Origin of the sequence: Sphingobium sp. B11D3D (assembly GCF_025961755.1) — a bacterium.
Classification (GTDB): domain Bacteria; phylum Pseudomonadota; class Alphaproteobacteria; order Sphingomonadales; family Sphingomonadaceae; genus Sphingobium.
The window spans coordinates 503,369-525,400 of the sequence record NZ_JAOQOG010000001.1 but is presented as its reverse complement, the minus strand read 5'-3'; the positions used below and the strand labels follow the sequence as shown (position 1 = coordinate 525,400).

At 62.0% G+C, this 22,032-nt stretch carries 22 protein-coding genes; 14 read left to right on the top strand and 8 right to left on the bottom strand.

Going from position 1 to position 22,032, the window contains the following annotated elements; translation table 11 throughout:
* Positions 1-120: 120 nt before the first annotated feature.
* Entirely contained in the window at positions 121-927 is an 807-nt protein-coding gene (locus tag M2334_RS02565; protein WP_264604711.1) for an IclR family transcriptional regulator C-terminal domain-containing protein, read from the top strand.
* 20 nt (positions 928-947) lie between these two features.
* Here the strand turns inward: M2334_RS02565 and M2334_RS02560 are convergent, their stop codons facing one another.
* Both M2334_RS02560 and M2334_RS02555 read right to left on the bottom strand, forming a co-directional pair.
* Positions 948-1,334, bottom strand: coding sequence for a VOC family protein (locus tag M2334_RS02560; RefSeq protein WP_264580007.1), 387 nt, complete (start codon positions 1,332-1,334; stop codon positions 948-950).
* On the bottom strand, positions 1,334-2,185 hold the full coding sequence (locus M2334_RS02555; RefSeq protein ID WP_264593773.1) for a TauD/TfdA dioxygenase family protein: 852 nt from the start codon (positions 2,183-2,185) through the stop codon (positions 1,334-1,336). Before M2334_RS02555 ends, M2334_RS02560 begins: the two co-directional genes overlap by 1 nt.
* 485 nt (positions 2,186-2,670) lie before the next feature.
* On the opposite strand from M2334_RS02555, the gene M2334_RS02550 reads away from it, so the two are divergent.
* A complete protein-coding gene (locus M2334_RS02550; protein ID WP_264593772.1) occupies positions 2,671-3,513 on the top strand; it encodes an alpha/beta hydrolase in 843 nt (280 codons plus the stop codon).
* A 26-nt stretch (positions 3,514-3,539) separates the two neighbouring features.
* Here M2334_RS02550 and M2334_RS02545 read toward each other — a convergent pair whose 3' ends face one another.
* Positions 3,540-4,247: a glutathione S-transferase N-terminal domain-containing protein gene (locus tag M2334_RS02545; RefSeq protein ID WP_264593771.1), complete on the bottom strand. Its 708-nt coding sequence runs from the start codon at positions 4,245-4,247 to the stop codon at positions 3,540-3,542.
* A 12-nt stretch (positions 4,248-4,259) separates the two neighbouring features.
* Positions 4,260-5,204: a 2-hydroxyacid dehydrogenase gene (locus M2334_RS02540; protein WP_264604710.1), complete on the bottom strand. Its 945-nt coding sequence runs from the start codon at positions 5,202-5,204 to the stop codon at positions 4,260-4,262.
* 99 nt (positions 5,205-5,303) lie between these two features.
* On the opposite strand from M2334_RS02540, the gene M2334_RS02535 reads away from it, so the two are divergent.
* The 12 genes from M2334_RS02535 to pcaF all read left to right on the top strand — a co-directional run bounded on the left by M2334_RS02535 (position 5,304) and on the right by pcaF (position 15,127).
* Positions 5,304-6,179: an amidohydrolase family protein gene (locus M2334_RS02535; RefSeq protein WP_264604709.1), complete on the top strand. Its 876-nt coding sequence runs from the start codon at positions 5,304-5,306 to the stop codon at positions 6,177-6,179.
* Between the two features lie 56 nt (positions 6,180-6,235).
* A complete protein-coding gene (locus tag M2334_RS02530) occupies positions 6,236-7,102 on the top strand; it encodes a fumarate hydratase (protein WP_264604708.1) in 867 nt (288 codons plus the stop codon).
* Positions 7,102-7,731 carry a fumarate hydratase C-terminal domain-containing protein gene (locus tag M2334_RS02525; protein WP_264604707.1) on the top strand — a complete coding sequence of 210 codons (630 nt, stop codon included), beginning with the start codon at positions 7,102-7,104 and terminating at the stop codon, positions 7,729-7,731. The genes M2334_RS02530 and M2334_RS02525 overlap by 1 nt, the downstream gene beginning before the upstream one ends.
* Positions 7,732-7,733: 2 nt before the next feature.
* On the top strand, positions 7,734-8,387 hold the full coding sequence (locus M2334_RS02520) for a flavin reductase family protein (protein ID WP_264604706.1): 654 nt from the start codon (positions 7,734-7,736) through the stop codon (positions 8,385-8,387).
* Positions 8,388-8,398: 11 nt separating this feature from the next.
* Entirely contained in the window at positions 8,399-9,235 is an 837-nt protein-coding gene (locus M2334_RS02515; protein WP_264604705.1) for a hypothetical protein, read from the top strand.
* Entirely contained in the window at positions 9,232-9,954 is a 723-nt protein-coding gene (locus tag M2334_RS02510; protein ID WP_264573783.1) for an HpcH/HpaI aldolase family protein, read from the top strand. The genes M2334_RS02515 and M2334_RS02510 overlap by 4 nt, the downstream gene beginning before the upstream one ends.
* A gap of 12 nt (positions 9,955-9,966) precedes the next feature.
* On the top strand, positions 9,967-10,743 hold the full coding sequence (locus M2334_RS02505) for a GntR family transcriptional regulator (RefSeq protein ID WP_264571863.1): 777 nt from the start codon (positions 9,967-9,969) through the stop codon (positions 10,741-10,743).
* A gap of 131 nt (positions 10,744-10,874) precedes the next feature.
* Complete coding sequence (locus tag M2334_RS02500; protein WP_264571862.1) at positions 10,875-11,147, top strand: hypothetical protein; 273 nt, start codon at positions 10,875-10,877, stop codon at positions 11,145-11,147.
* 2 nt (positions 11,148-11,149) lie between these two features.
* Complete coding sequence (locus tag M2334_RS02495; RefSeq protein WP_264587978.1) at positions 11,150-12,448, top strand: MFS transporter; 1,299 nt, start codon at positions 11,150-11,152, stop codon at positions 12,446-12,448.
* A 99-nt stretch (positions 12,449-12,547) separates the two neighbouring features.
* The gene (locus tag M2334_RS02490) at positions 12,548-13,231 is read left to right on the top strand and encodes a 3-oxoacid CoA-transferase subunit A (protein WP_264593765.1); all 684 of its coding nucleotides are present in this window, start codon (positions 12,548-12,550) and stop codon (positions 13,229-13,231) included.
* A gap of 13 nt (positions 13,232-13,244) precedes the next feature.
* Positions 13,245-13,922, top strand: coding sequence for a 3-oxoacid CoA-transferase subunit B (locus tag M2334_RS02485; RefSeq protein WP_264593764.1), 678 nt, complete (start codon positions 13,245-13,247; stop codon positions 13,920-13,922).
* The gene (gene pcaF / locus M2334_RS02480; protein ID WP_264604704.1) at positions 13,919-15,127 is read left to right on the top strand and encodes a 3-oxoadipyl-CoA thiolase; all 1,209 of its coding nucleotides are present in this window, start codon (positions 13,919-13,921) and stop codon (positions 15,125-15,127) included. Before M2334_RS02485 ends, pcaF begins: the two co-directional genes overlap by 4 nt.
* 88 nt (positions 15,128-15,215) lie before the next feature.
* Here the strand turns inward: pcaF and M2334_RS02475 are convergent, their stop codons facing one another.
* From M2334_RS02475 to M2334_RS02460, 4 genes are all read right to left on the bottom strand, one after another.
* A complete protein-coding gene (locus M2334_RS02475) occupies positions 15,216-18,164 on the bottom strand; it encodes a TonB-dependent receptor domain-containing protein (RefSeq protein WP_264604703.1) in 2,949 nt (982 codons plus the stop codon).
* 888 nt (positions 18,165-19,052) lie between these two features.
* Positions 19,053-19,292, bottom strand: coding sequence for a hypothetical protein (locus M2334_RS02470; protein WP_264593727.1), 240 nt, complete (start codon positions 19,290-19,292; stop codon positions 19,053-19,055).
* Positions 19,289-19,702 (bottom strand): hypothetical protein, encoded by a 414-nt coding sequence (locus M2334_RS02465; protein WP_264604702.1) that lies wholly within the window; start codon positions 19,700-19,702, stop codon positions 19,289-19,291. Before M2334_RS02465 ends, M2334_RS02470 begins: the two co-directional genes overlap by 4 nt.
* Before the next feature lie 21 nt (positions 19,703-19,723).
* Positions 19,724-21,853: a TonB-dependent siderophore receptor gene (locus M2334_RS02460; protein WP_264604701.1), complete on the bottom strand. Its 2,130-nt coding sequence runs from the start codon at positions 21,851-21,853 to the stop codon at positions 19,724-19,726.
* Between the last annotated feature and the right edge of the window lie 179 nt (positions 21,854-22,032).

Genomic DNA, 22,032 nt, shown 5'->3' with positions numbered 1-22,032 from the left:
CTGTCTGCTTCTGGCTCTGTCTGCCATGCAGGATCGGCTAAGGGCGTCAGCTTGATTCTGACCGCCAGCCGTGGAAAGCAGAGAAGCATCATTCCCCGCGAAAAAGTCGGAATATTGAACATGGCCAAATCGAAAACGCAGACCGGGGAGCAGGAGGGCGCGCGCGCGGTGGATGACGACTTCATTCCCTCGCTGGAAAAAGGGCTAGCCGTCCTGGAGTTGTTCGGATCGGACAATCCTGACTGGACCTTGAGTCAGATTGCACGGGAGCTCAAGCTCACGCCGGGAACCACCCGCCGTATTCTGCGGACGCTGGAAAAGCTCGGTTATGCCGTAGCCGACGAAGGCCGGTTCTGCCTCACCCCCCGGGTTCTCAAACTCGGCTTTTCCTATCTCTCGTCGCAGCCATTCGCTACCATCGCGAAACCGCTTCTCACCCAGCTTGCGCGCAGGCTGAATGCGACATGCTGCATCACGGTGCTGGACGAGCGGGATGTGGTCTATATCGCGCGGGGCACGCATAAGCCGATCGAGCCCTTTTACGTGCATGTCGGCGCGCGGCTGCCGGCCTATGCGACGGCACCCGGCAAGGTTCTGCTCGCCGGATTGGCGCCGGACGTCTTGGACGAGCGCCTGAAGGGCTGGGACTTCCAATCCTTCACGCCCAACACCCTTTCGAGTGCCGCAGCGCTGAAGGCCGATGTGGAAGAGGCGCGGAGCAAAGGCTATGCCTTGAACGATCAGGAGATCTTCCTCGGCCAACGCTCCATTGCCGTCCCTCTGTCGCTGGGCGGGGTTCAGGCGGCTTCGATTGTCGCAGCCGCCTCGGTCAGCAGTGCGTCCCTGGATCGGCTGGTGGCCGATCTGCTTGGCCCATTGCAGGAGGCTGCGATCGAGATCGAACAGGCGGCGTCTTCGCTGCTCTGACGGCAGCCACACCGGCGCGACTAGTCCTTCCAGGAAGCTTTCCAGGTCGCGCAGACTTTATTGCCGTCGGGATCGCGCAGATAGGCGATATATGGCTGGCCGTAACTGCCCGGCCGCGTGCCAGGCGCGCCATCGTCTACCCCTCCATTGGCCAACCCGGCACGATGAAACGCATCGACATGTTCCGGGCTTGGCGCCCGAAAGCCGATCGTGCCGCCGTTCGCGAAGGTTGCCGGATCGCCATTGCGGGGCGCCCTGACGGCGAACCCTTGCTCGCCACAGCGATAAGAAAGCAGGGGCGCGTCCGGGGCGGCGGCATTGGCATGCCCCAGTGCCCCCATCACGGCATCGTAAAACTGCCGCGCTCTCTCCAGGTCGTTCGTTCCGACAAAGATGTGATTGAACATCATGGCTGGGACACGCAGGCCGCTGCTGTGCACCCCGCCCGATCGAGGCGAATGCCCGAAACGGAGACCCGCTGCATGACCCGCCGCTCGCCGTGATAATCATTGACGGCATAGTGCAGGACTTGGAGATTGTCCCAGAACGCTACCGTTCCCGGGCGCCACTTGAGACGGACCTGATATTCCGGTCGTTCGCACTTCTGGAACAGATATTGGAGCAAGGGCGCGCTCTCTTCCTGCGTCCAGCCCTCGAAATGGGTCGTGTAGCCGCGGTTGACGAACAGCGATTTACGGCCGGTGATCGGATGCCGGATGACCACGGGATGGGTCGCCTTCACGACCTTCGCCTTGGCGCCTGCATATTGGGGCAGCAGGGACATCGACGTGACGACCCGCTCGTTATTATGCTCTGCGCGCATCGTCTCGAGCTGGGTCTTCATGCCCTCGGAGAGATCATCATAAGCGGCAGCGAGGCTCGCAAACACCGTGTCGCCGCCGGCTGACGGCAGCACCTTCGCCGCGAGGATAGAGCCCCAGGATGGAATCTCGTTGAACGTCTGGTCGGCATGCCAGCCGCCGCCCACATTCTTGAGCTGCTGCTCTTCCTTCTCGATCATCGTGATCTGCGCGTCCGCCACCGGCGCGCGCTTTGCGCCCGGCAAGGCAAAGCGGCCTGCAAATGCGCGTTGCCGGTCGGCGCTGAGATCCTGATCGCGGAAAAAGATGACGCCATTCTCGGCGAGAGCTTTTGTGATCTGCTCGATCGTCCGGTCATCAAGATCCTTGGACATGTCCACATTGCCAATCTCGGCGCCGATGAGACCGTTGATCCGCGTGACTGAAATGTCGTCCAAATTTCCTCTCCGAACCCCGCGATGCATTGCTCTTGTCTGGGCGGATGCCTGTTCAAGACGCCGCTGGGACGCTCCTGAAACCTGCCCGCGCCGCAATAAGCCGGAAAATATTCCGGATTCACAAATTGCATGGCTTTGTCTGCAGCGCAAGCCATCCTCCGGCCTTGAGAAGCGGAAATTTCTCCGGTAGCATCTGCGGATCAATGGATGATGCAAGACCGGCGGTGGGAAACTGCCTCCGCGCCCTGCGAGCCTCCTGACATTCTTCATCTGCCTTTCCGGGGAAGACCGAATCCATGAGAAGATCACTGCGCCGATTGCTAACGTTGGCGAGCATCGGCAGCTTGTGCGTCGCCGCGAGTCCGTTCAAGGCAACTCCGGCATTCGCTGCGCCCATCGTCCTTGAGCGGCAAGGTTCGTTTTCGGTCGGAGGTGCGCTGCTGGGTGACGCCGCATCGGGACATCTGTCGTGCGATCACGGTTTCGTGGAATATCAGATCCCCCGGCGGGCGCGGAAGACAGCGCTGCTGCTGTGGCACAGTTCCAGCGTGGCCGTGTGGCAAAACCGGTGGGATGGCGGCGAAGGCTTCCAGAGCATCTTCCTGCGCCGCGGCTTCCCGATCTACCTCTGGGATGGCCCGCGTGTTGGCCGCGCGAACTGGGGCTGCGAGGACTATACCTACAAGGCAGTGCCCGGCCGAGATGAGGGGAATTTCAAGGCCTGGCGCCTGGGGGAAGCCTACCCCAACTGGTTCCCGGGCATCCAGTTCCCCAAGGACGACCCGCAAGCCTGGGATCAGGCGATGCGCGCGCGGTACGATGAGTTCGACACTGTGCCTAACGCCCAGTTGCAGAGCGCGGCAGCGGCGAAGGCTGTCGACCGGATCGGCCCAACGGTGCTTGTCACCAATTCCGGCGGCGGTTTCCGGGCCTTCATGACCGCGCTCGAGAGTGACAATGTCAAAGGCATCGTCGCTTACGAGCCGCCCGGGTTCGTGTTTCCTGAAGGGGAAGGCCCGCCGGCTGGAAAGGGACCGTTCGGCCCGGTCAAGGTGTCCGCCGAGCAATTCAAACGGCTCACGCGCATTCCGATCCAGATCGTGTTCGGCGACCACATTGCGCAGTCGACGAACTGGAGTGCGGCCTATCGCGCGGCGACGACCTTTGTAGCGATCGTCAACGCCCATGGCGGTAAGGCGGAAATCCTCTCCTTGCCGGCCGCCGGCCTCTCGGGGAACACCCACCTCCCCTTTGCGGACCTCAATAATGTGGCCGTGGCCGACCTCCTCTCGGCCTTCCTTCACCGGCACGGGCTGGACGAGCGCTGACCACCGCCGTCGCCGGAAAGCCGGACTTAGGACGGGCGCGGCGGCATGGTCAGCCCGCGCTGAACTGCCGGCCGCGCCAGTCCTTGTTCGAGCCATCGCGCGACGTGGGGCATTGATCCGAAGTCAACCAACTCTGCCGCGTCGAACAGGCCGACAATATTGCGGATCCATCCGAGCAGCGAGATGTCAACGATCGAATAATCTTTACCGAGAAACCACTCCCGATCTGCGAGCCGCGTGTTCATGACGCTGAGCAGCCGAGCCGCTTCCGCCGCATAGCGGTCTCTGGGGCGCTTGTCCTCCCAGTCCTTGCCCGCGAACTTGTGGAAAAACCCCAGCTGCCCGACCATCGGACCGACGCCCCCGACCTGGAACATCAACCACTGCAGCGCTTCCCAGCGACCGGATGCGTCGGTGGGTATGAACTGCCCCGTCTTGTCGGCAAGGTAGAGCAGAATGGCACCGGACTCGAACAGCGCGATCGGGGCTCCTCCCGGGCCGGAGGGATCGACGATCGCCGGAATCTTCCCGTTCGGGCTGATCGAGAGAAACTCCGGGCTCTTTTGCTCGTCCGTCGAAAAGGCGACGAGATGCGCCTCGTACGGCAGCCCCGTCTCTTCAAGCATGATGGAGACCTTCACGCCATTGGGCGTGGAGACGGAATAGAGCTGAATCCGATCGGGATGTTCGGCCGGCCAACGCCGGGTGATTTCCATCTCAGACAGGCTGGGCATCGCAATTCTCCGCTATGTTGGGGCCTGGGAAGCATCAACGCTCGAAAAGTAGGTTCTTGCCGCGTCCGTCAAGTGATCGATGACCGCCTGCCGCGCTTCAAATGTGAAGCTTGCGGCGTGCGGCGTCAGGATCACATTCTCGAGGCGGGCCAAGCGCGGGTCGAAGTCCGGCTCCTTGTCGAACACATCGAGCGCCGCGCCGGCGATGGTGCGATCTTGCAGGGCGTCGATCAACGCCTCTTCATCGATCACGGCGCCGCGCGCGATGTTGACGACAATGCCTTGCGGGCCAAGCGCGTCCAGGACCTCGCGGGTGACCACGCGCCGCGTCCGATCCGTCACCGCGCAGGCCAGCACCAGAATGTCGCACGCGGCAGCGAGCGCGGTTACGTCGGAATGATAAGTGTAGGCGCAAGCCGCGACCGGGGCGCGCGCGTGGTAATCGACAGACATGCCCAGGCTGGCACATTTCTGGGCGAGCCTCCGCCCGATCCGACCCAGCCCGACAATGCCGACCCGCCGGGCGCTCACGCGACGGCCATTCATGAAGCGGTTCTCCGCCCAACGTCCGCTGCGCATGAACCGGTCGGCCGCGACGATGTTGCGCTCGGCGGCGTAGATGAGCCCGAGTGCAAAATCGGCGACATCCTCCGTGAACTGGTCGGGGGTGTGCGCGAGGACGATCTGGCGTGCGGCCAGCGCCTCGACGTCGATATTGTCCAGACCCGCGCCGAGGGAGAGCACGAGTCCTAAATCCGGCAGCGCTTCCAGAAGGCCCGAGGGAATGCCAAGGACCGCCCGCGTGGCCACAGCGCGCACAGTCGATGGAATTGCCGTGACTGGCTGCGCATTCGCGCCTTCGAGCGGGACGGGGATCAACCGAAAATCGCGTTCGAGCGCGGTTCGCAGGTCTGCGGGCAGCTCGGCGATGACAGCAATTTCGGGTCGCTCGTTCATAGTCGCTCCTTCTGGCCGACTTGCATGACCTAAAGAAATAGGTCAATAGCGCTAACCCGGCCGTCGTCCGACGGTGAAAGCACGTCAGGAGGCAGAAGCATGACCAGCAACTCCGGAATGTCCGGCGACGGTCGTCCTCCGCACATCCTGCCGGCCAGCGCCTGGGATTTCCACACCCATGTTTTCGGGCCGCGTCCGCACTTTCCGCTCGCAGCAGGCGGCGCTTACGAGCCTCCGTCCGCCGACCGCGACCTGCATCTTGCGACGCTCGACCGGCTGGGGTTCGATCATGCGCTTCTCATCCAGCCCTCCCTCTATGGCGACGATCATAGCGCCCTGCTGGATGCTTTGCGCCACGGCCAGGGCCGGCTGCTGGGAGTCGGCTCTGTCAGCGCGACGATCGATCGGGATAGACTGGCAGCATTAAGAAGCGCAGGCGTCGTCGCCCTTCGCTTTGTCGGCGTTCCGGGGCCGGACGGCGGCCCCTATCCGGGGACGCAAGGCTTTGATCAGCTTGAGGATCTGCGCAGCGATATGCGCACTCTCGGGCTTCACGCCCATGTGTGGGGAAGTTTGGAGCAATGCGCTGATCTGGCGCTTGGCGACGCTGGGAGCGATATGCCGTTGGTGTTCGATCACCTCGCCGGTCTCTCCCCGGATGACCGTCCGGGCACCTATCGCTTCGACCGGCTGCTGGATGCCGTCGCCACCGGCATGGCCTGGGTCAAGCTGACTTATTTTCGGCGGTCGGCACTGCCGGGCGACTATAGCGACATGCAGCCGGTCGTATCCGCACTTGTAGACGCGGCACCCCACCGGGTGATCTGGGGATCGGACTGGCCCTTTGTACGGACCGCTCAGGTGCCCGACCCGTCAGCCCTGCTCAATCAGCTCCGGTCCTGGATGGGAGAAGAGGCTTTCCGTCGCTGCCTTTCAGACAATCCTGCCGCCCTTCTCGGGATGAAAATGCCTTGACCGTGCCAATCCCGACTCCTAGAACTAAAACCTAGTTATATGGGTATTCTCTTGTCATGATTACCGAGGATCTGGTCCAGGAGATATCGGAATCCCTCTACTCAGCCGCATTGCGGAGGGTTCCGCCGGATACGGTCCAGGCGCTGGAAGCAGCACGGGAACACGAGGCGCAGGAGGGCGCCAGGGCAACGCTCGATCTCATGGTGCGGAGCGCGCGCCTGGCAGAGGCGAAAGACACGTTCGTCTGCTCGGACAGTGGTGTGCCGACCTATTTCGTCGAAATCGGCGGGGCGGCACAGTGGCAGGGCGACCTCAAGGCCGCCATTACCCGCGGCTTCGATCATCTTGTCGAGACCATTTCACCGCCCCTTCTCAAACACGTCAATAATCCCCTGACGAACGAGCGCGGCGGGCCGGGCAAGGACATGCCCGCTATTACCGTCGATCTGCTCGGCAATGCCGATTATATCGACATCACCTGCGTGCCCAAGGCGCTCGGGTCGGGACGCTGGGCATCATTGCGCACGTTGATCTCGCCTTCGCTGGAAGACATCGAAGCCTGCGTGCTGGATGCCATCATCGAAGCGGGGTCTCAGCATTGCCCCCCTGTCGTTGTTGGCGTGGGAATTGGCGGTAATTTCGACCTGACGGCCAAACTCGCCAATCGCGCGACCTATCGCGAGATCGGCTCTCTCAACCCCAATCCAACGCTCGCGGCCATGGAAGAGCGGCTGACCGAGGCGGCCAATGCAACGGGTTTCGGCCCGATGGGGGTTGGCGGCAGCACCACGGCGCTTGCCGTCCACATCGATTACGCTTTCGGCCATGGCTACACGCCGGTCGCGGTCTGCTTCAATTGCTGGATCAACCGGCGGGCGAAGGCGCGGCTCCATAGCGATGGCCGCGTGGAACGACTGCTCTGATGGCGGTCGTCTCGATCACATGCCCGCCTTCCCGGGACGCGGTGGCCGCGCTCAATGTTGGCGATCTGGTCTTTTTGAGCGGCGATATCGTCGTCACCGGCGGCCTGCCGGCCCACAAGCGGATGATCGACTGTCTTGATCGCGGCTTGCCACTGCCGCTCGCGATGGAGGGTGTTTTCATCCATCTCCCGCACATGATCGAGGCGCGGCCCGACGGCGGTTATGATGTGCAATACGTCAATCCCACGACCAGCCGCCGCTTCGATGCCTATATGCCGCAGATTATCCGCGATCTGGACCTGCACATCGTTGGCGGCAAGGGCGGCCTGGGCGCTGATGTCGCCAAGGTCATGACGGATACAGGCTGCGTCTACCTGTCGCTGCTCGGCGGCGGGAGCCCGATCCTGTCCGAAGCGATCAAAGCGGTTCTCGCCGTCGAATGGCGCGATTTTCCATCGCATTTCAGGCTGAGCAAGATGAGGGTCGAAAATCTCGGCCCTCTCACCGTCGGCATCGATGCCCGGGGCCGCTCCATCTACCAGTCTCTTGAAGATCAGGCGCGCAGTCGCCTGCCCGCAATCATGCAGACGCTCAACCAGCGTCGCGTAGCAGCCGAAAGATCGGAATAATCATGGCCAATGTTCAGCCCCTCTTTTTCGATCCGAAGGACAGCGCGTCGTTCAAACGGGGTATCTTCAATGCCATCGTGGCGCCCCGGCCCATCGGCTGGCTGAGCACGGTCGACGAGCACGGCAAGTCCAATCTGGCGCCCTTCTCCTATTTCAATATCGTCTCGAACCTGCCGCCCATCCTCATGTTCTCCTGCAACACGCCGGAGGATCGGCCGGCCAAGGACACGTTGGCGAACGTCAGGAAGACCGGCGAATTCGTCTTCAATCTCGTCGCTGCCAGTCAGCTCGAAGCGATGAACGATACCTCCTCGCCGGTGCCTTACGGCGTCGACGAATTCGAGCATTTCGGGATCGAAAAAGCGCCCTGCCGGGTCGTTGCCGCGCCCCGCGTTGCCGCCTCGCCCTGCAGCCTGGAATGCCGGGTCATCAAGGTGGTCTCGTTCGGCGGGGGCGATCTGGGGCCCGAGACGAATGTCACGTTCGGCGAGGTGGTGGGGATGCATATTGCGCCCGGCTATCTGCACGAAGACGGGCATTTCGACACGCTCGCCGCCCGTCCGGTGTCGCGACTGGGCGGCGCCGAATATGCGGTGACGCAGGAGAGCTTCGAACTGACGCGCAAATTCAAGCGCGCCAATGAAGCAACCTATTGAGGGCCGAACACATGAACAAGCCAGTGCGAACGCCCATGCTCGTGGACCTGATGCCCGCTCCTGCCGATGAGCTTGGCCGCACCGCTGCCAGAGCGCAGAATTTCTCCATCGAGCGGGTCGAGAGCGGCCCCGCCGCATCGCATCGCTTCGCTTCGGAGCGGGAGATCATCCTGCTTCTTCCGCATGCCGGGGGAACGCTGAGCGGAGATCGGGCCATGGCGCTGCCTGACCACAGTGTGGTCATCATCCCGGCCGGCGCCTATGCCTTCGCGTTGGACCGGCCCGCGGCCTTCTATCTTCTCGCGACCCATCGTGAGCAGGCCGACATGGCGATGCCCCGCAATGCCGACGCCTATGCTTCGCATGACGCGCGGGTGCGTCCCGTGGGCAAGGCTTATGAGCGCATCGCGCATGGGGGGGATGTCCGCATTCACCGGATCGAGGATGTGACCATTCCGCCCGACAATGGCAGGCTGCGTTTCCTTCAAAGCGAAACCATGAGCATCAACTGGGTCGAATATGACGGGCTGCGGGACAATAGCGCGCTAAGCCCCCATGCCCATGCCGATCTGGAGCAGGCAAGCCTGGCCATCGAAGGCCAGTTCACCCACCATCTGCGGACCCCTTGGGGCCGCGATGCGCGGCTCTGGCAGGAGGATCAGCATCTGCCTGCCGGCCCTTCCAGCGTGGTCGTCATTCCGCCCGAGATCATCCACACCACGGAAGGCGTAGGAGACGGCAAGCATGTGCTGGTCGACGTGTTCGCGCCGCCTCGCGCCGACTTCATCGCGAAGGGCTGGGTGTTCAACGCACATGAATATCAGGTCCATGCGGAGCCGGCGGCATGAGCCGGGAAGCGCCTCGCGGGCTGTTCATCAAGACGCCCGCGCCCCAGATTGTCGAGATCCTGGCGCTGGAGAAGCCGGACTTCGCGGTGATCGATGCGGAGCATGGCCCTTTCGACCGGGGCATGCTCGATCTCATGATGCTGGCAGGACGCGCGGCGCAGTTGCCCTTATTGGTGCGGGTTGCCGACGCCCAGAGCAGCTCGATCTGCAGCGCTCTGGATCTTGGGGCCGCCGGGATCATGGTTCCCCATGTCGCGTCGGTGGAGATGGCACGCGCCGTGGTCGCGAGCGCCCGCTATAAGGGCGGCAAAAGAGGCTATTCGAGCGCGCCGCGCCACGCAAATTACGGCTCGGGCTCGATGCGTGACGTCATCGATGCCGCGGACGATGTCCTTGTTCTGGTGCAAATCGAACATCCGGACGCGGCACATGAGGCGAAAGCGATTCTGGAGCTTGAGGGCGTGGACGGAATTGTGATCGGTCGGGCGGACCTCGCTGTGGCCTTGGGCGAAAGCGACGCCTCCTCCCCTGCTGTCGAAGCGATCGTGACCTCGATTTTTCAGGCCGTGGCAGACAGCGAAAAGATCAAGGGCGTCGTCGTCTCCAGCGAGGCGGAGCGCCGTTACTTCTCGGACATGGGTGCCAATTGGTATATCATGGGGAGCGATCAAAGCCTTTTACGGAAGGCAGCCCGGCAGCTAATGGCGGACTCTTTGTAACGGAGACAGGCTGTGAGCACGCATTCAACCCGGTCCAATCCGAAAGGCCCCGGTGGCCGGCCCGCAGGAGCCGCCGATCTCGGCAGCCGGGGCATCGCGCGCTATCATCAACTCGCGGCCGTCTTCCGCCGCCATATCGAGACGGGCGTGTGGGAAGTCGGCAGCCAGATACCGACCGTCGTTGAGCTGGCCCTGTCCTATGATGTGGCGCGGGAGACCGTCCGGCAGGCCCTGGGCATGTTGGCCGAGGAAGGTCTGATCCGCCGATACCGCGCCAAAGGCACGTTCGTCACCGGCGCACCGCGCGATCAGATCTGGTGCCAGTTGGAGACCAACTTCCTCGGCCTGCTCCAGGCGCGCGAAGGCGCACAGATCGAACTGATCGGCGAGGAGCGCAAGGTCGGCATCGCTGGAACGATCGAGTTTGGCGTTGCCGACGGGGCCTATCGCAAGCTCAGCCGCCGGCATTGGCGCGATGACCAGCCCTATATGATCGCCGAGGTCTTCATTTCCGAGCGCTGGGCGAACAAGATTCCGCGCGCGGCGTTCACAAGCAAGACGGCGTTGAAGCTGGTCGCCGACATCGATGGCCTCGCCATTGCCGATGTGGAGCAGATCATGACCATCGGCGTGGCGGATCTCGACGCGTCGGTTTCCCTCCAGATCCCGCTCAACGCACCTGTCGCGCAGATCGAGCGCTATGTGGTCGATGCGGACGGCATCCTCGTTCTGTTTGCGCGGAACACCTATCGAGGGGACGTCGTTCGCCTCAACATCAAGTCCAAATAGGCTTAAAACGGTCATTTCGTGGCCATTTCCCCCCAATCTCCGCTTTACTAGGCCGTTAATCTGGATATATAGGTTTTATGTGAGGGAGAGCGTGCGCTGATGAGGGCGCGCTGTCGAGCCGGAGGGATGCAATGAACTGGCCACAGTTGATCGGCATAGGTTGCGCAGTGACATCGTCATGCGTCGGCGCCTTCGGGCTCTTCACCCTCAAGCCATTACCGCCATCAGCCCGGCTGGGCGCCCTCGCGACGCTGGATAGCGACGGAAACGGCCAGCTTTCGCGCGCGGAATGGGCATCTGGCGGTCGAAAGGCTGCCGCTTTCGATGCCCAGGATACCAACCGCAACGGCATACTTGAACCCGCCGAGGTCCGGTCTCGGCGCGGCGCTGCTCGGAAGGATTGATTATGGATGCTCGGCCGGGCCTTGCCGGTGGCGCTCTCAAGCCAGCCGCCACCAAATTCTCCAGTCACCAGCTCTGGGCACTGACGATCCTGGGGATTTTCAGCGGCTTTAACATGGTTGATCGCGGCTTGCTGGCGCTCAATCTGGAGCCGATCAAACTCGAGCTCGGTGCGACCGATACCCAGATGAGCCTGGCCGCGGGCATCGGCTTCTTCCTGCTGAATGCCGTCGCCGGCGTGCCCCTGGCGCGTCTGGCCGATCGCTACAGCCGTCGCGACATCATCGCCATCGGTTTCGGCTTTTACAGCCTCATCATCGGCTTGATGGGGATGGTCACCAGCTTTGTCGGCCTGCTGTTCACGCGCATGCTGCTGGGGATCGGCGAGGCATCGGGTAACGCCCCTTCCAGCGCGATGGTCAACGATCTGGTGCCGCCGCAAAACCGCCGGATGGCCCTTGCGAGCCTGCGGATTTTCGGCGCGATCATCGTTCTCGTGATGATGAGCAGCCTCGGCTACGTCACGGATCGCTACGGCTGGCGTGCGTCTTTCTACGTTCTGGCTTTGCCGGCGATCATCCTCGTGCCGTTGGCCATCTTCACCGTGCGCGAGCCGGAGCGCGAGAAGGACGCCCAGGGCAAGGCCATTGCACCGGTCAGCCTGAAAGCGGCCTGGGCTCAGTGGCGCCGCTCACCGGCTTTCCTGCTTGTGATCACCGGGTTCGCGCTGGCTGGCGTGACGTTGCAGGCCAACAGTGTATGGGCGCCGGCCTTCCTGGTCCGGGTTCGGGAACTGTCTCCCACGGAAATTGGCGTGCTTTCGGGAATTTCGCGCGGCCCGGCCTTGCTGATCGGCGCGCTTGTCGGCGCATGGGTCACCGACCGACTTGCCCGGCGTGACCATCGCTGGCGCTTCTGGGTGCCGGGGATCATGCTGATGCTGGGCGCGCCCGCCGAAATGACCTATCTGATGGCAGACGACTATTGGGTGTGGATGCCCGCCTATCTGCTGACCGGAATGCTGATCATGGGGTCGCAAGCGTCGACGGTTGCCATCTGCATGGACGTATCGGGCGCCGGTCTGCGCGCGACAGGGTTGGCCTTCGCGCTCCTCGCCAGCAATTTCTTAGCCGATCTCATCGGGCCGACCAGCATCGGCCTGATGAACGATACGATCTTCGCCGATCTTGGCGTCCACGCATTGCGCTATTCGATGGGAATCGTGGCGTGCTCGGCGGCCGTTGGCGGCTTTCTGATCTTCGTCGCCTCCCGGTTTGAGACGGAGCAAACCCGCTCCGGCTAGCCGATGGCGGCGGGACATGGGCGCCTTGGGCGGATCGGCGTTCGCCCCCTGCCCTACCCCGCGTGATCCACTCGGTTTTGGCCTCCTGGATTTAACATCATGATCGACAAGACCTTTGCATCCCTGATCGAGGCGACAGCGGATATTCCTGATGGCGCCTCGGTGATGATCGGCGGGTTCGGAACCGCTGGCATGCCGGACGACCTCGTCGACGCGCTGATTGCGCGGGGCGTGGGCAACCTCACCATCATCAGCAACAATGCGGGCAATGGCGAATCCGGCCTCGCAGCATTGATCCGGGCCGGATGCGTCGCGAAGATCATCTGTTCCTTCCCGCGCCAGGTTGATTCCCACCATTTCGACGCGCGCTATCGGGCCGGAGAGATCGAGCTCGAACTCGTGCCGCAAGGCAATCTGGCAGCACGGATACAGGCCGCCGGTGCGGGCCTTGGCGCAATCTTCACGCCCACCGGCTTTGGCACGCAACTCGCAGAGGGCAAGGAAACCCGCCGCATCGGCGAGCGCGATTATGTGCTGGAATATCCGATCTCGGCGGACTTCGCGCTGATCAGGGCACACCGCGGCGACCGCTGGGGCAATCTCGTCTACAGCAAGACGGCCCGCAACTTCGGCCCGATCATGGCGATGGCGTCCAGAACATGCATCGCTCAGCTGTCCGAAATCGTCCCGCTGGGAGCCCTCGATCCTGAAGCGATCGTGACGCCCGGCATCTTTGTCCAGCGAGTGGTGCAGGTCGATCGCCGGAACGTGGCCGCCGCATGAGGAGAAGCCTGCCATGAACCGACGCGATCGCAATCAGCTTGCCCAGCGCGTGGCGCAGGACATCCCGGAGGGCGCCTACGTCAATCTCGGCATCGGACTGCCAACCAAGATCGCGGACTATCTGCCAGCAGACCGCGACATTTTCCTCCAGAGCGAAAATGGACTGCTCGCCATGGGGCCTGCGCCAGCGCCGGGCGAGGAGGATTGGGAACTGATCAACGCAGGCAAGCAGCCGGTCACCCTGCTACCCGGCGGCGCCTATTTTCACCATGCGGACAGCTTCGCGATGATGAGGGGCGGCCATATCGATATATGCGTGATGGGCGCCTATCAGGTGTCCGTGACCGGCGATCTCGCCAACTGGCATACCGGCGAGGAAGGCGCGATCCCGGCTGTCGGAGGCGCGATGGATCTGGCAATCGGCGCCCGGCAGACCTTTGTGATGATGGACCTGCTGACCCGCCAAGGGAAAAGCAAGCTCGTGGCCGAGTGCAGCTATCCGCTGACAGGGCTGGCCTGCGTGTCCCGCGTCTATACCGATCTTGCCACCTTCGAAGTGGGGCACGCAGGCGCCCGCGTGATCGACATGGTGGATGGCCTCGGCCTTGACGATCTCCGTGCGCTCACCGGAGTGCCCTTGGAACTCACGGCCGGAGCGCGAGGCCTCTGCGGATCGGGGCAAGAGGCATGAGAGAGGCCTTCATCTGCGATGCCATCCGCACCCCGATCGGGCGCTATGGCGGGAGCCTCTCCGGCATAAGGGCGGACGATCTGGGCGCGTTGCCTATCAAGGCGCTGCTCGAACGCAATCCGCAACTCGACCCAGCCGCGATCGAGGAGGTGTTCTACGGATGCGCCAATCAGGCGGGCGAGGACAATCGCAATGTCGCGCGGATGAGCCTCTTGCTTGCCGGGCTACCTGTGACGGTGCCGGGCGTCACCCACAACCGCCTGTGCGCTTCGGGGCTGGAGGCCGTCAGCGCGGCCGCGCGCGCGATCGGCACGGGGGAGATGCAGCTTGCGCTGGCTGGCGGTGTGGAGAGCATGAGCCGCGCGCCGCTTGTCATGGGCAAGGCCACAAGCGCTTTCGACCGCGATCAGCAGTTGATGGATACAACGATGGGCTGGCGCTTCATCAATCCAGCGCTCGATGCCGCCTATGGCACGGAGACGATGCCGCGAACGGCCGAGAATGTCGCATCGGCATACAAGATCAGCCGCGCGGATCAGGATGAATTTGCGCTCCGCAGCCAGCAGCGCGCCGCCGCGGCAAGAAGCAGCGGCTTCCACGACGGTGAAATTCTGCCCGTCGCGGTGCCGGGAAAGGTGCGTGGAGAGACGGATCTCGTGTCCTTCGACGAGCACCCGCGCCCTACCACCTCCCTTGAAACGCTCTCGCGGCTCAAGCCCTTGTTCGGTGCCGAAGGCACCGTCACCGCCGGCAATGCGTCCGGCATCAATGACGGCGCGGCGGCGATGATCATCGCGAGCGAACAGGCCGCGAAGACCTTCGGGCTGACGCCGCGTGCGCGCATCCTCGGCGCGGCCGCAGCGGGCGTAGAGCCCGGGCTAATGGGAATCGGCCCGGTGCCGGCCACGCAAAAGCTGATGCAGCGGCTCGATCTCACCATCCGTGACTTCGACGCGATCGAGCTGAACGAAGCTTTTGCCAGCCAGAGCCTGGCGGTCCTCCGGTCGCTCGGGCTGGAAGACGATGCGGCGCACGTCAATGCGCATGGCGGCGCCATCGCGCTGGGGCATCCGCTCGGTATGTCGGGCACGCGCCTCGCGCTGACATTGGTGCGTCAACTGGAACAGACCGGTGGCCAACGCGGGCTCGCCACCCTTTGCGTGGGCGTGGGCATGGGTCTGGCGCTGGCGGTGGAGCGCGTCTGAACAGGCGGTTTCAGAACTTGCACGAAACACCGCACGCTAGGCGCCCCAGCCTTGCACGGGAGGGCCGGAGACCGGCCCTCCCTCAGCCTCAGTATCTCACCCGCACACCGGTCTGGAAGCGAGCGCCCAGCGTGTCGAAGAACACAGGGTTCGTGGGGTAAGGCGAGCCGCCGCTCCCGCCGGTAGCAACCGCAATCGGCGGCGATTTATCGAACAGATTCTCGATCTTTCCGAAAATCTCGAAGTTCTGATCGCCCGAGCCGAAGGGGATGCGATAGGTCATCGCCAGATCCACATAGGTCGCACCGTCGAAACGGTTGACGCTGATGCTGTTGGGGAGAGAAGGATCATAACCCTCATCCTCAGGACCGACCTTGGTCACGTCGCCAATGCCGGAGCCGATCCGCCGCACCTGCAACACACTCGTGAAGCCACCCTGATTGTAAGTAACCGATGCATTCCACCGCCACGCCGGCGCCGGATTGAAGTCCGCCCGGCCCACAAGAGGCCCCGTCATGCCGGCATAATCGAGGGCACGGACATTGGGATCTGGTTGGACCTTGAGATCATATTGATGCGCCGCAAGTACCCGCAGGGTCAGCGCGCCGTCCCAATTGCTTGCTACGTCGGACAGCGGAAGATTGTACTCCAGCTCGAAATCAAGACCGCGATACGTGATCAGGCCCAGATTGACCTGACGGGCATCGATGAAGCTGATGTCGGCCAGATTGCCGCCATTGAATGTTATGCGGTCGCAGAAGGTGTCGAACTGATCGCACAGGTCGACAATCGACTGGCCCGACAGCGTGGTGACCGCATCCTTGAGCTTGATCTCGAACCAGTCCGCCGAAAACCGGAGGCCCGGGACGAAGGCAGGTTGCAGCACGATCCCGGCCGTCGTCGTATCGGCCTTTTCGGCGCCTAGCTGGAAGCTGCCGCCGCTCAGGATCGGCGTGGCATCATTGGCGTTGCCGCCAGGACCATTGGGATTGCGGACGGTGCCCTGCGAGGTGCCAGGATCGGTCGGCACCTGCTGCAGGAACAGCTCCCGGAAGCCCGCAGCGCGGATATCGCGGGACCGCGATCCACGAAACCGCACGCCCCTCACTGGCTCGTAAATGGCGCTGAGCTTCCAGCTGGTGGCGGTCGTCGATTTCGCTTCGTCGGTGATGCGGTTCTTGGCGCTGTTGCGCGTGTACCGGATTGCGCCGTTCAGATCGAGCCGCTCGGCTCCTGGCAGCCCGGCCAGCAAAGGCGCGTTGAGTTCCGTAAAGCCTTCAAGCACCTTGATGCTTCCGCCGTAATCCAGGCCGAAGGTGAAGGCGTAATCAAGATAGTTGGGAATGTCGCCATGGGTGACATTGCCGCTTTCCGTCCGGTACTCGCCGCCCGCCGCAAAGCCGATCGGCCCCGCGCCGATGCCGCCAAACAGATCGCCGGTGATGCTCGCGGCCAGGACGTGCTGATCATAGACGAAGTCCTCGAACACCGGCCGATAGACATAATCGATCGCGGCTTGCGTCAGATTGTCGAGGCCGAAGAAGTTTGCCGGAGAGCAACCGACCGCAATGGGGTTGGGGTTCGGCTTCAACAACTCGGCGCATACGATCGTGCCAGGAGCGACCCCCAACACATTGCCCGCCGGCGCGCGAACGGCATCGAGAGCGAAGGTGAAGGGCGTATTGACGCGCGAGCGATTGCGCATCTGATTACGCTCATTGTGCCCATATTGGTAATAGGCATCCCATTTCCAGCTGCCGCCGAGATCGCCCGAGAGGGCAATCACGCCCCGGTACACTTCCACCTCCGCGCGGCTGTAGGACGGGATCTGACCGTCAAGATCCTTGCCGAAACTGAATGAGGCACCGCCCAGCAGAGCGGCAAGCTCGGGCGGAACATAAGGGTTGGTGGCTTTCACGAAGAAGGTGGATCGCGGACCTGCCGTCAGCGTGGCGGCCCGGGCGATCCGCTTGCCATAGTTGAACTCTCCGGAAAGCGTCAGGCTATCGCTGAGCGCAAATTCCGCGGCCGTATAAGCGACAATGCGCTCCAGCCCGGCCTGAAGGCTGGCATCGTCATAGTTCGAAATGCCATCGCTGCCTTGGACCTGGCCGATGGTGCTGTTGTTGACGAACTCGCCCTGATCGAAGGGCACGATTCCCCTGCCATCAGCCGTGAACCGATAGTTGCGTGCCGCGAGCGGGGCGGGCGCGCGATTGCGCACGACGCCATAAGGTGTGTTGAATGCCAGCGCGGAATCCCGGCCCAAAACATAGTTGGGCAGCCCGAAGCCCGGCGAGCCCGGAACATTGTATCCCGACGGTTGGCCATTGGGCAGGATATTATTGGCGTTCTCGAAGATATCCCAGCCGGCCTGACACCAGCGACGGGCATTGAAACAGCTCTCGATCTCGTCCTGATCCTGATATTCGACCCCGAGGATGATGTGACCGCGATCCCCCGCGAAAGAGGTGCCATAGGCCAGCGACCCATGGATCTTGCGCCCGTCGCCACGAAAGGTGAGGCCGGAATCAACCTGTGCGCGAAGGCCCGTCATCTTATTGTCCAGGATGATGTTCACGACCCCCGCGACAGCATCCGAGCCATAGGCGGCCGAGGCCCCACCCGTCACGGTCTCCACCCGCGCAATCAGGGCGCTGGGAATGAGGTTGAGGTCAACGGCCCCGCCGTCCCCGGTCGGCACGAAGCGGCGGGTGTTCACCAGCGTGAGCGTGCGTGTTCCGTAAAAAGGGTTCAGGCCACGGAGGTTCGCCGTCGCGGACCCCACCTCCGCGCCAGACGCATTGCCCGGGTTGGTGTCCGAAATGGCACTGGTGATCTGAGGGATGCTGTTGAGAACATCCTGCGAATTGGTCTGCACGAGGTTCCTGATCTGCTCGGCGCCAATCACGGTAAGCGGCTGAGGGGAGTTGAAACCGCTGGTACGGATGCGTGATCCGGTGACGACGATCGACTCCTGCTCCGCGGCGGCCCGCGCTTCAGGGGACCCTGCCCCCTCCCCGTCTTGCGCATGCACAGGCGCTGCTGAGCAAATGCATCCTAGGGCGACCGCCCCAACAGATGCCAACAAGTGATTCCGCGATATGTTCTGCCTCACCGTCTATCTCTCCCCATCGCCCGATTAGATTACCGGTAACTTTTCCGGTAAATCCTAGAATGGAGATTGGGCCTTGGCAAACCAACTATCGGCAATTGGGTCAGTATGCCTTTTTAGGCAAGCAACTGAGCCGTTCGGATCAAAGCAGGTAACCGCGTCGGGAGCGCCACCTATCGCGGCCTTGTCAGAACCCGCACTCTCCTGGAGTGCCAGCTCCACCGTGGCAACCTCGTGACGTCCCACATGGTCGAGCGCTCAAAGCGGCCCGTCTGCGGCAATAATTCACCGCTTCGATGAAGCCATGTGCGCATATTGATCAATGAAGTGATCGTCGGCGAGAGTAGCGAATCCCACGTCATCGGGCATGGCGCACACGCTGCCATCGAAACGGCAGCGATTTCCGCCGCCGCCTCAAAGAAGGCCTAAATGCTCATCTTTGACTGGGAATGGTGCGTAGCGCAGTCCTGAGCGAACGCGTCTGGGAGCCTGTTTCCCTGCCAGCAGGGTATTTTGCAGGGAAATTAAGGAGAATCTGCTCATCAAGCGGATCCTGCAGTCGTGAGACGCCCGGAATGCCAAGTGCGCGAGACCAAATTCCCTACTGCGGTGAGCAGGGAATAATTTTGGCGGAGCAGGGAAACGTAAGTGAGCGCCAACCTTGATGACGCGGATTTGCGTTGGCCAGCGTCAATCGCCTTCATAGTAAATGATATCGAGCAACGCGACGCGACCTTCCCAAATTTGTCGCTCGCGTCGGCCGGCAGGCTTTGGGGATTGATACCAAGGTGCGCTGCTGGGCGATCCCTTTCAATTGGAGAGTGGGCCCATGCATGATTTTATATTGGTCATCGGCAAAAACCTGCAACGCCTCGTCATATTACCAATGGCCGCCTTGATCTGCGCTGCGTTGCCTGTCTTCGTGCCCAATATCACTTCGACCTGGGCAAGCTTCACCGCTGCCATCTGGTCGTTATACGCCTTGTGCTCGGAATTGCTGTTCGCTGCACTGAGCGCTTGGGCCTCGCGCTGTAAAGCGACGGCCTTCATCCCGGCTCGCGCAGCTTCGAACTGAGACCGCATCTCGGCAAAACGGATTGGGGACCGGTTGCAACTTCAAGCCGCTTCTGCGGCTGCCAGTCGTCGGGGGCTGCCTCGTCGAGTCCGAGCAGCCACGGCGATGTCGTCGCGCATTCGCGCAGTAGGTCGCGATGGCAGTAGAATGCCGTGTAGCAGGCGCAGAGCCTCGAGGCATACAACGCGTTCGGCAGTGAGCCGCCATTGACAACAACGGGGAGCGCTAAATCCGCCTCCCTGTTTCCCATATTAATGAGGGCCACTGAGCCAATGATCTCCAGCGCTATCTGTGGGTAGGCGGCTCTAAAGGTCGTAAGCCCCAGCAGCCCAAGTAATAGACGGCCGATTTTAGGGATCCGCTTCGGATGGTCGGATGCGGTCATGTTGGCGATCGATCGTCAACATCACCAACCAATCCGCACGCCAAACGCACCATTGATGCCTTCGCCGATGTTGGTCTGGGTCCAGTATTTTTCATTGAACAGGTTGTTGACGTTGCCCAGGAACGTCACCTTGCGGCGACCGACCAGCGTCTCATACTGAAACCCAGCATTGGCCACAGTGTAAGACGGAATGACGAGACTGTTAGCGTCGTTTGTCGGAGCCTTGCCAATGTACCGCACATTGCCGTGCAAGCTGAGGCCTGGAACCCCGGGGACATCATATTGCGCGTTGCCAGTTACCTGCCATTTGGACGCGCCGCCGGGTGCATTGCCCAGCAGCGTTTCATTTCCCGCCGATACATCGCGGATGGACGGATCGAGCCGAAGAACGCCGAGACCCAGCTTAAGGTTTGGCATGAACCGATAGTTCGCGACAGCTTCAATGCCCTTGTAGAGCGTCAGGCCGCCCTGTGTCAGGCGGCGAGCACCGTCAAGGATCTGGTCGATGGTGGCAGCCCGTTCGATGCGGAAGCCTGCGAGCGACATGCTCAGACCTTCATGCTCATATTTCGCGCCGAGCTCATATTGGCGGCTGCGGGTTGGTTTCAGCACCTCGCCGGCGTTGGCGTATTCGCCGCCGACACGACTGCCCGGCTCCATCGCCTCGGCGTAGCTGCCGTAGATCGACACATAAGGTGCTGGCTTATAGATGAGCGCGAAAGTGGGGGTCACTGCAGACGTGCGATAGGATGAATCCACTGACGGATTTCCATCCACATCAAGCAGCTTGTACCGGGTATAGCGCGCGCCGATTACAGCCTGCACCTGCTCGCCGAAATGCACAGTGTCACTGAGAAACAGACCGCGCTGACGGTCCTTCGTAGGCCAACCCTCGGTATCAAAGTACAAAGCGCGCGTTACCAGAAACGGCTGATCCTGGTAGACCGATCCGTTGAAGTCATTGCCCCAGTAATAATTTCGGTCGTTGAACCCGAACAGGCTGTCGGTCGCGAGATAGGATGCCCCAGCGACGATCTCGTGGCGGATCGATCCTGTCGTAATATCGCCCTGCGCGAGAAACTGGGCAAAGTGATTCCTGTCCAGCTCGGCGAAGTTATAGGCGTAGCCGTTATAGTCACCGTCCGCGTTCTGCATGTACACGAACATCTTGTTCGAATGATGCCGCTTGCTCGTATATCCATAGGTCAGTCGCGCAGACCAGCCGGGAGCGAAAGACCAATCAAGACCCGTAGCCGTCGCAAGTGTCCGCGCCTTGTAGAAGCTGTTGGCGACATTCAAGTTATCATAATCGTAGGTAGGCCGGGGGAGCTTGTTCCCGACATACTCGTCCCAGTAAAACTGGAATGGCTCGTGCTCTAGATTGCTGTCTTCATAGGTGGCGCTGGCGTACCATTTGAGATCGGGGCTGAACGCATAATCGAGCGCCAGAGATGCGACAAAGCGATTGACCCCTGCCTTATTGTAGGCCGTGCCCTTTTCTCCGGCCAGATTGACGCGATAGCCAAGGCGGCCGTCTTGTGTAAGCCGCCCACCCGCATCGGCTTTTGCGTAAAAGACACTATTGGTGCGGTAGCCGACTTCCGTGGTCAGCATCGCTTCGGCCGTAGGGCGCTTGGTGCGATAGGCGATGACGCCACCTGGCGCGCCGATGCCGTACATGAAGCCGGTGAGGCCCTTGAGCGCGGAGACGCTTTCGATCGGTTCCAGCGGAAAGTCCCCGCCCCAGTAGAGCAGGAGGGGAACATCATCGATATAATAGTTACGAACGCCTAATCCTCTGATTTGCGTCCCCCACCAGTTGACCGCTCCCGATGGCGCAGAGGAATAAACCGACGGATCGTTCTGGAAGACTTGCCCGATGCTCGTGACCTGACGGCGGGCGATATCCGACTGATCGACAAGGGTTATGGAATAAGGCGTGTCGAGCAGCGTTTTCGCGCCCAAGGCGCCATTGCTGGCCGATCGAGTCTGGTCTTCGTCAGAGCGATGACCGGTAACGAATATCGTTCTTCTCGCGTCCTCCGCCGCTTCTTCATCCGGCGCCGCAGCCTCGGCGGCATGCGCGCGCGGCGCGATTACAGAAACCAGCACCAGCGACAGAGAGAAAATTGGCGCAATAAACTTTGGCATTAGAACCCCCTACAGATGCAGGCGCCGTAATATTATGTATATTGCGAGTCAATATCATTATGTCGAAGCGTGATACTGATGGTTCTCTCCTCTCCTTCGGGATTGGATGTCTGTACAACCAGGCCTGCGACCGGCCGTCTTATACGATCCCCTACTTGCTGGCAGAACATGACCGCCCT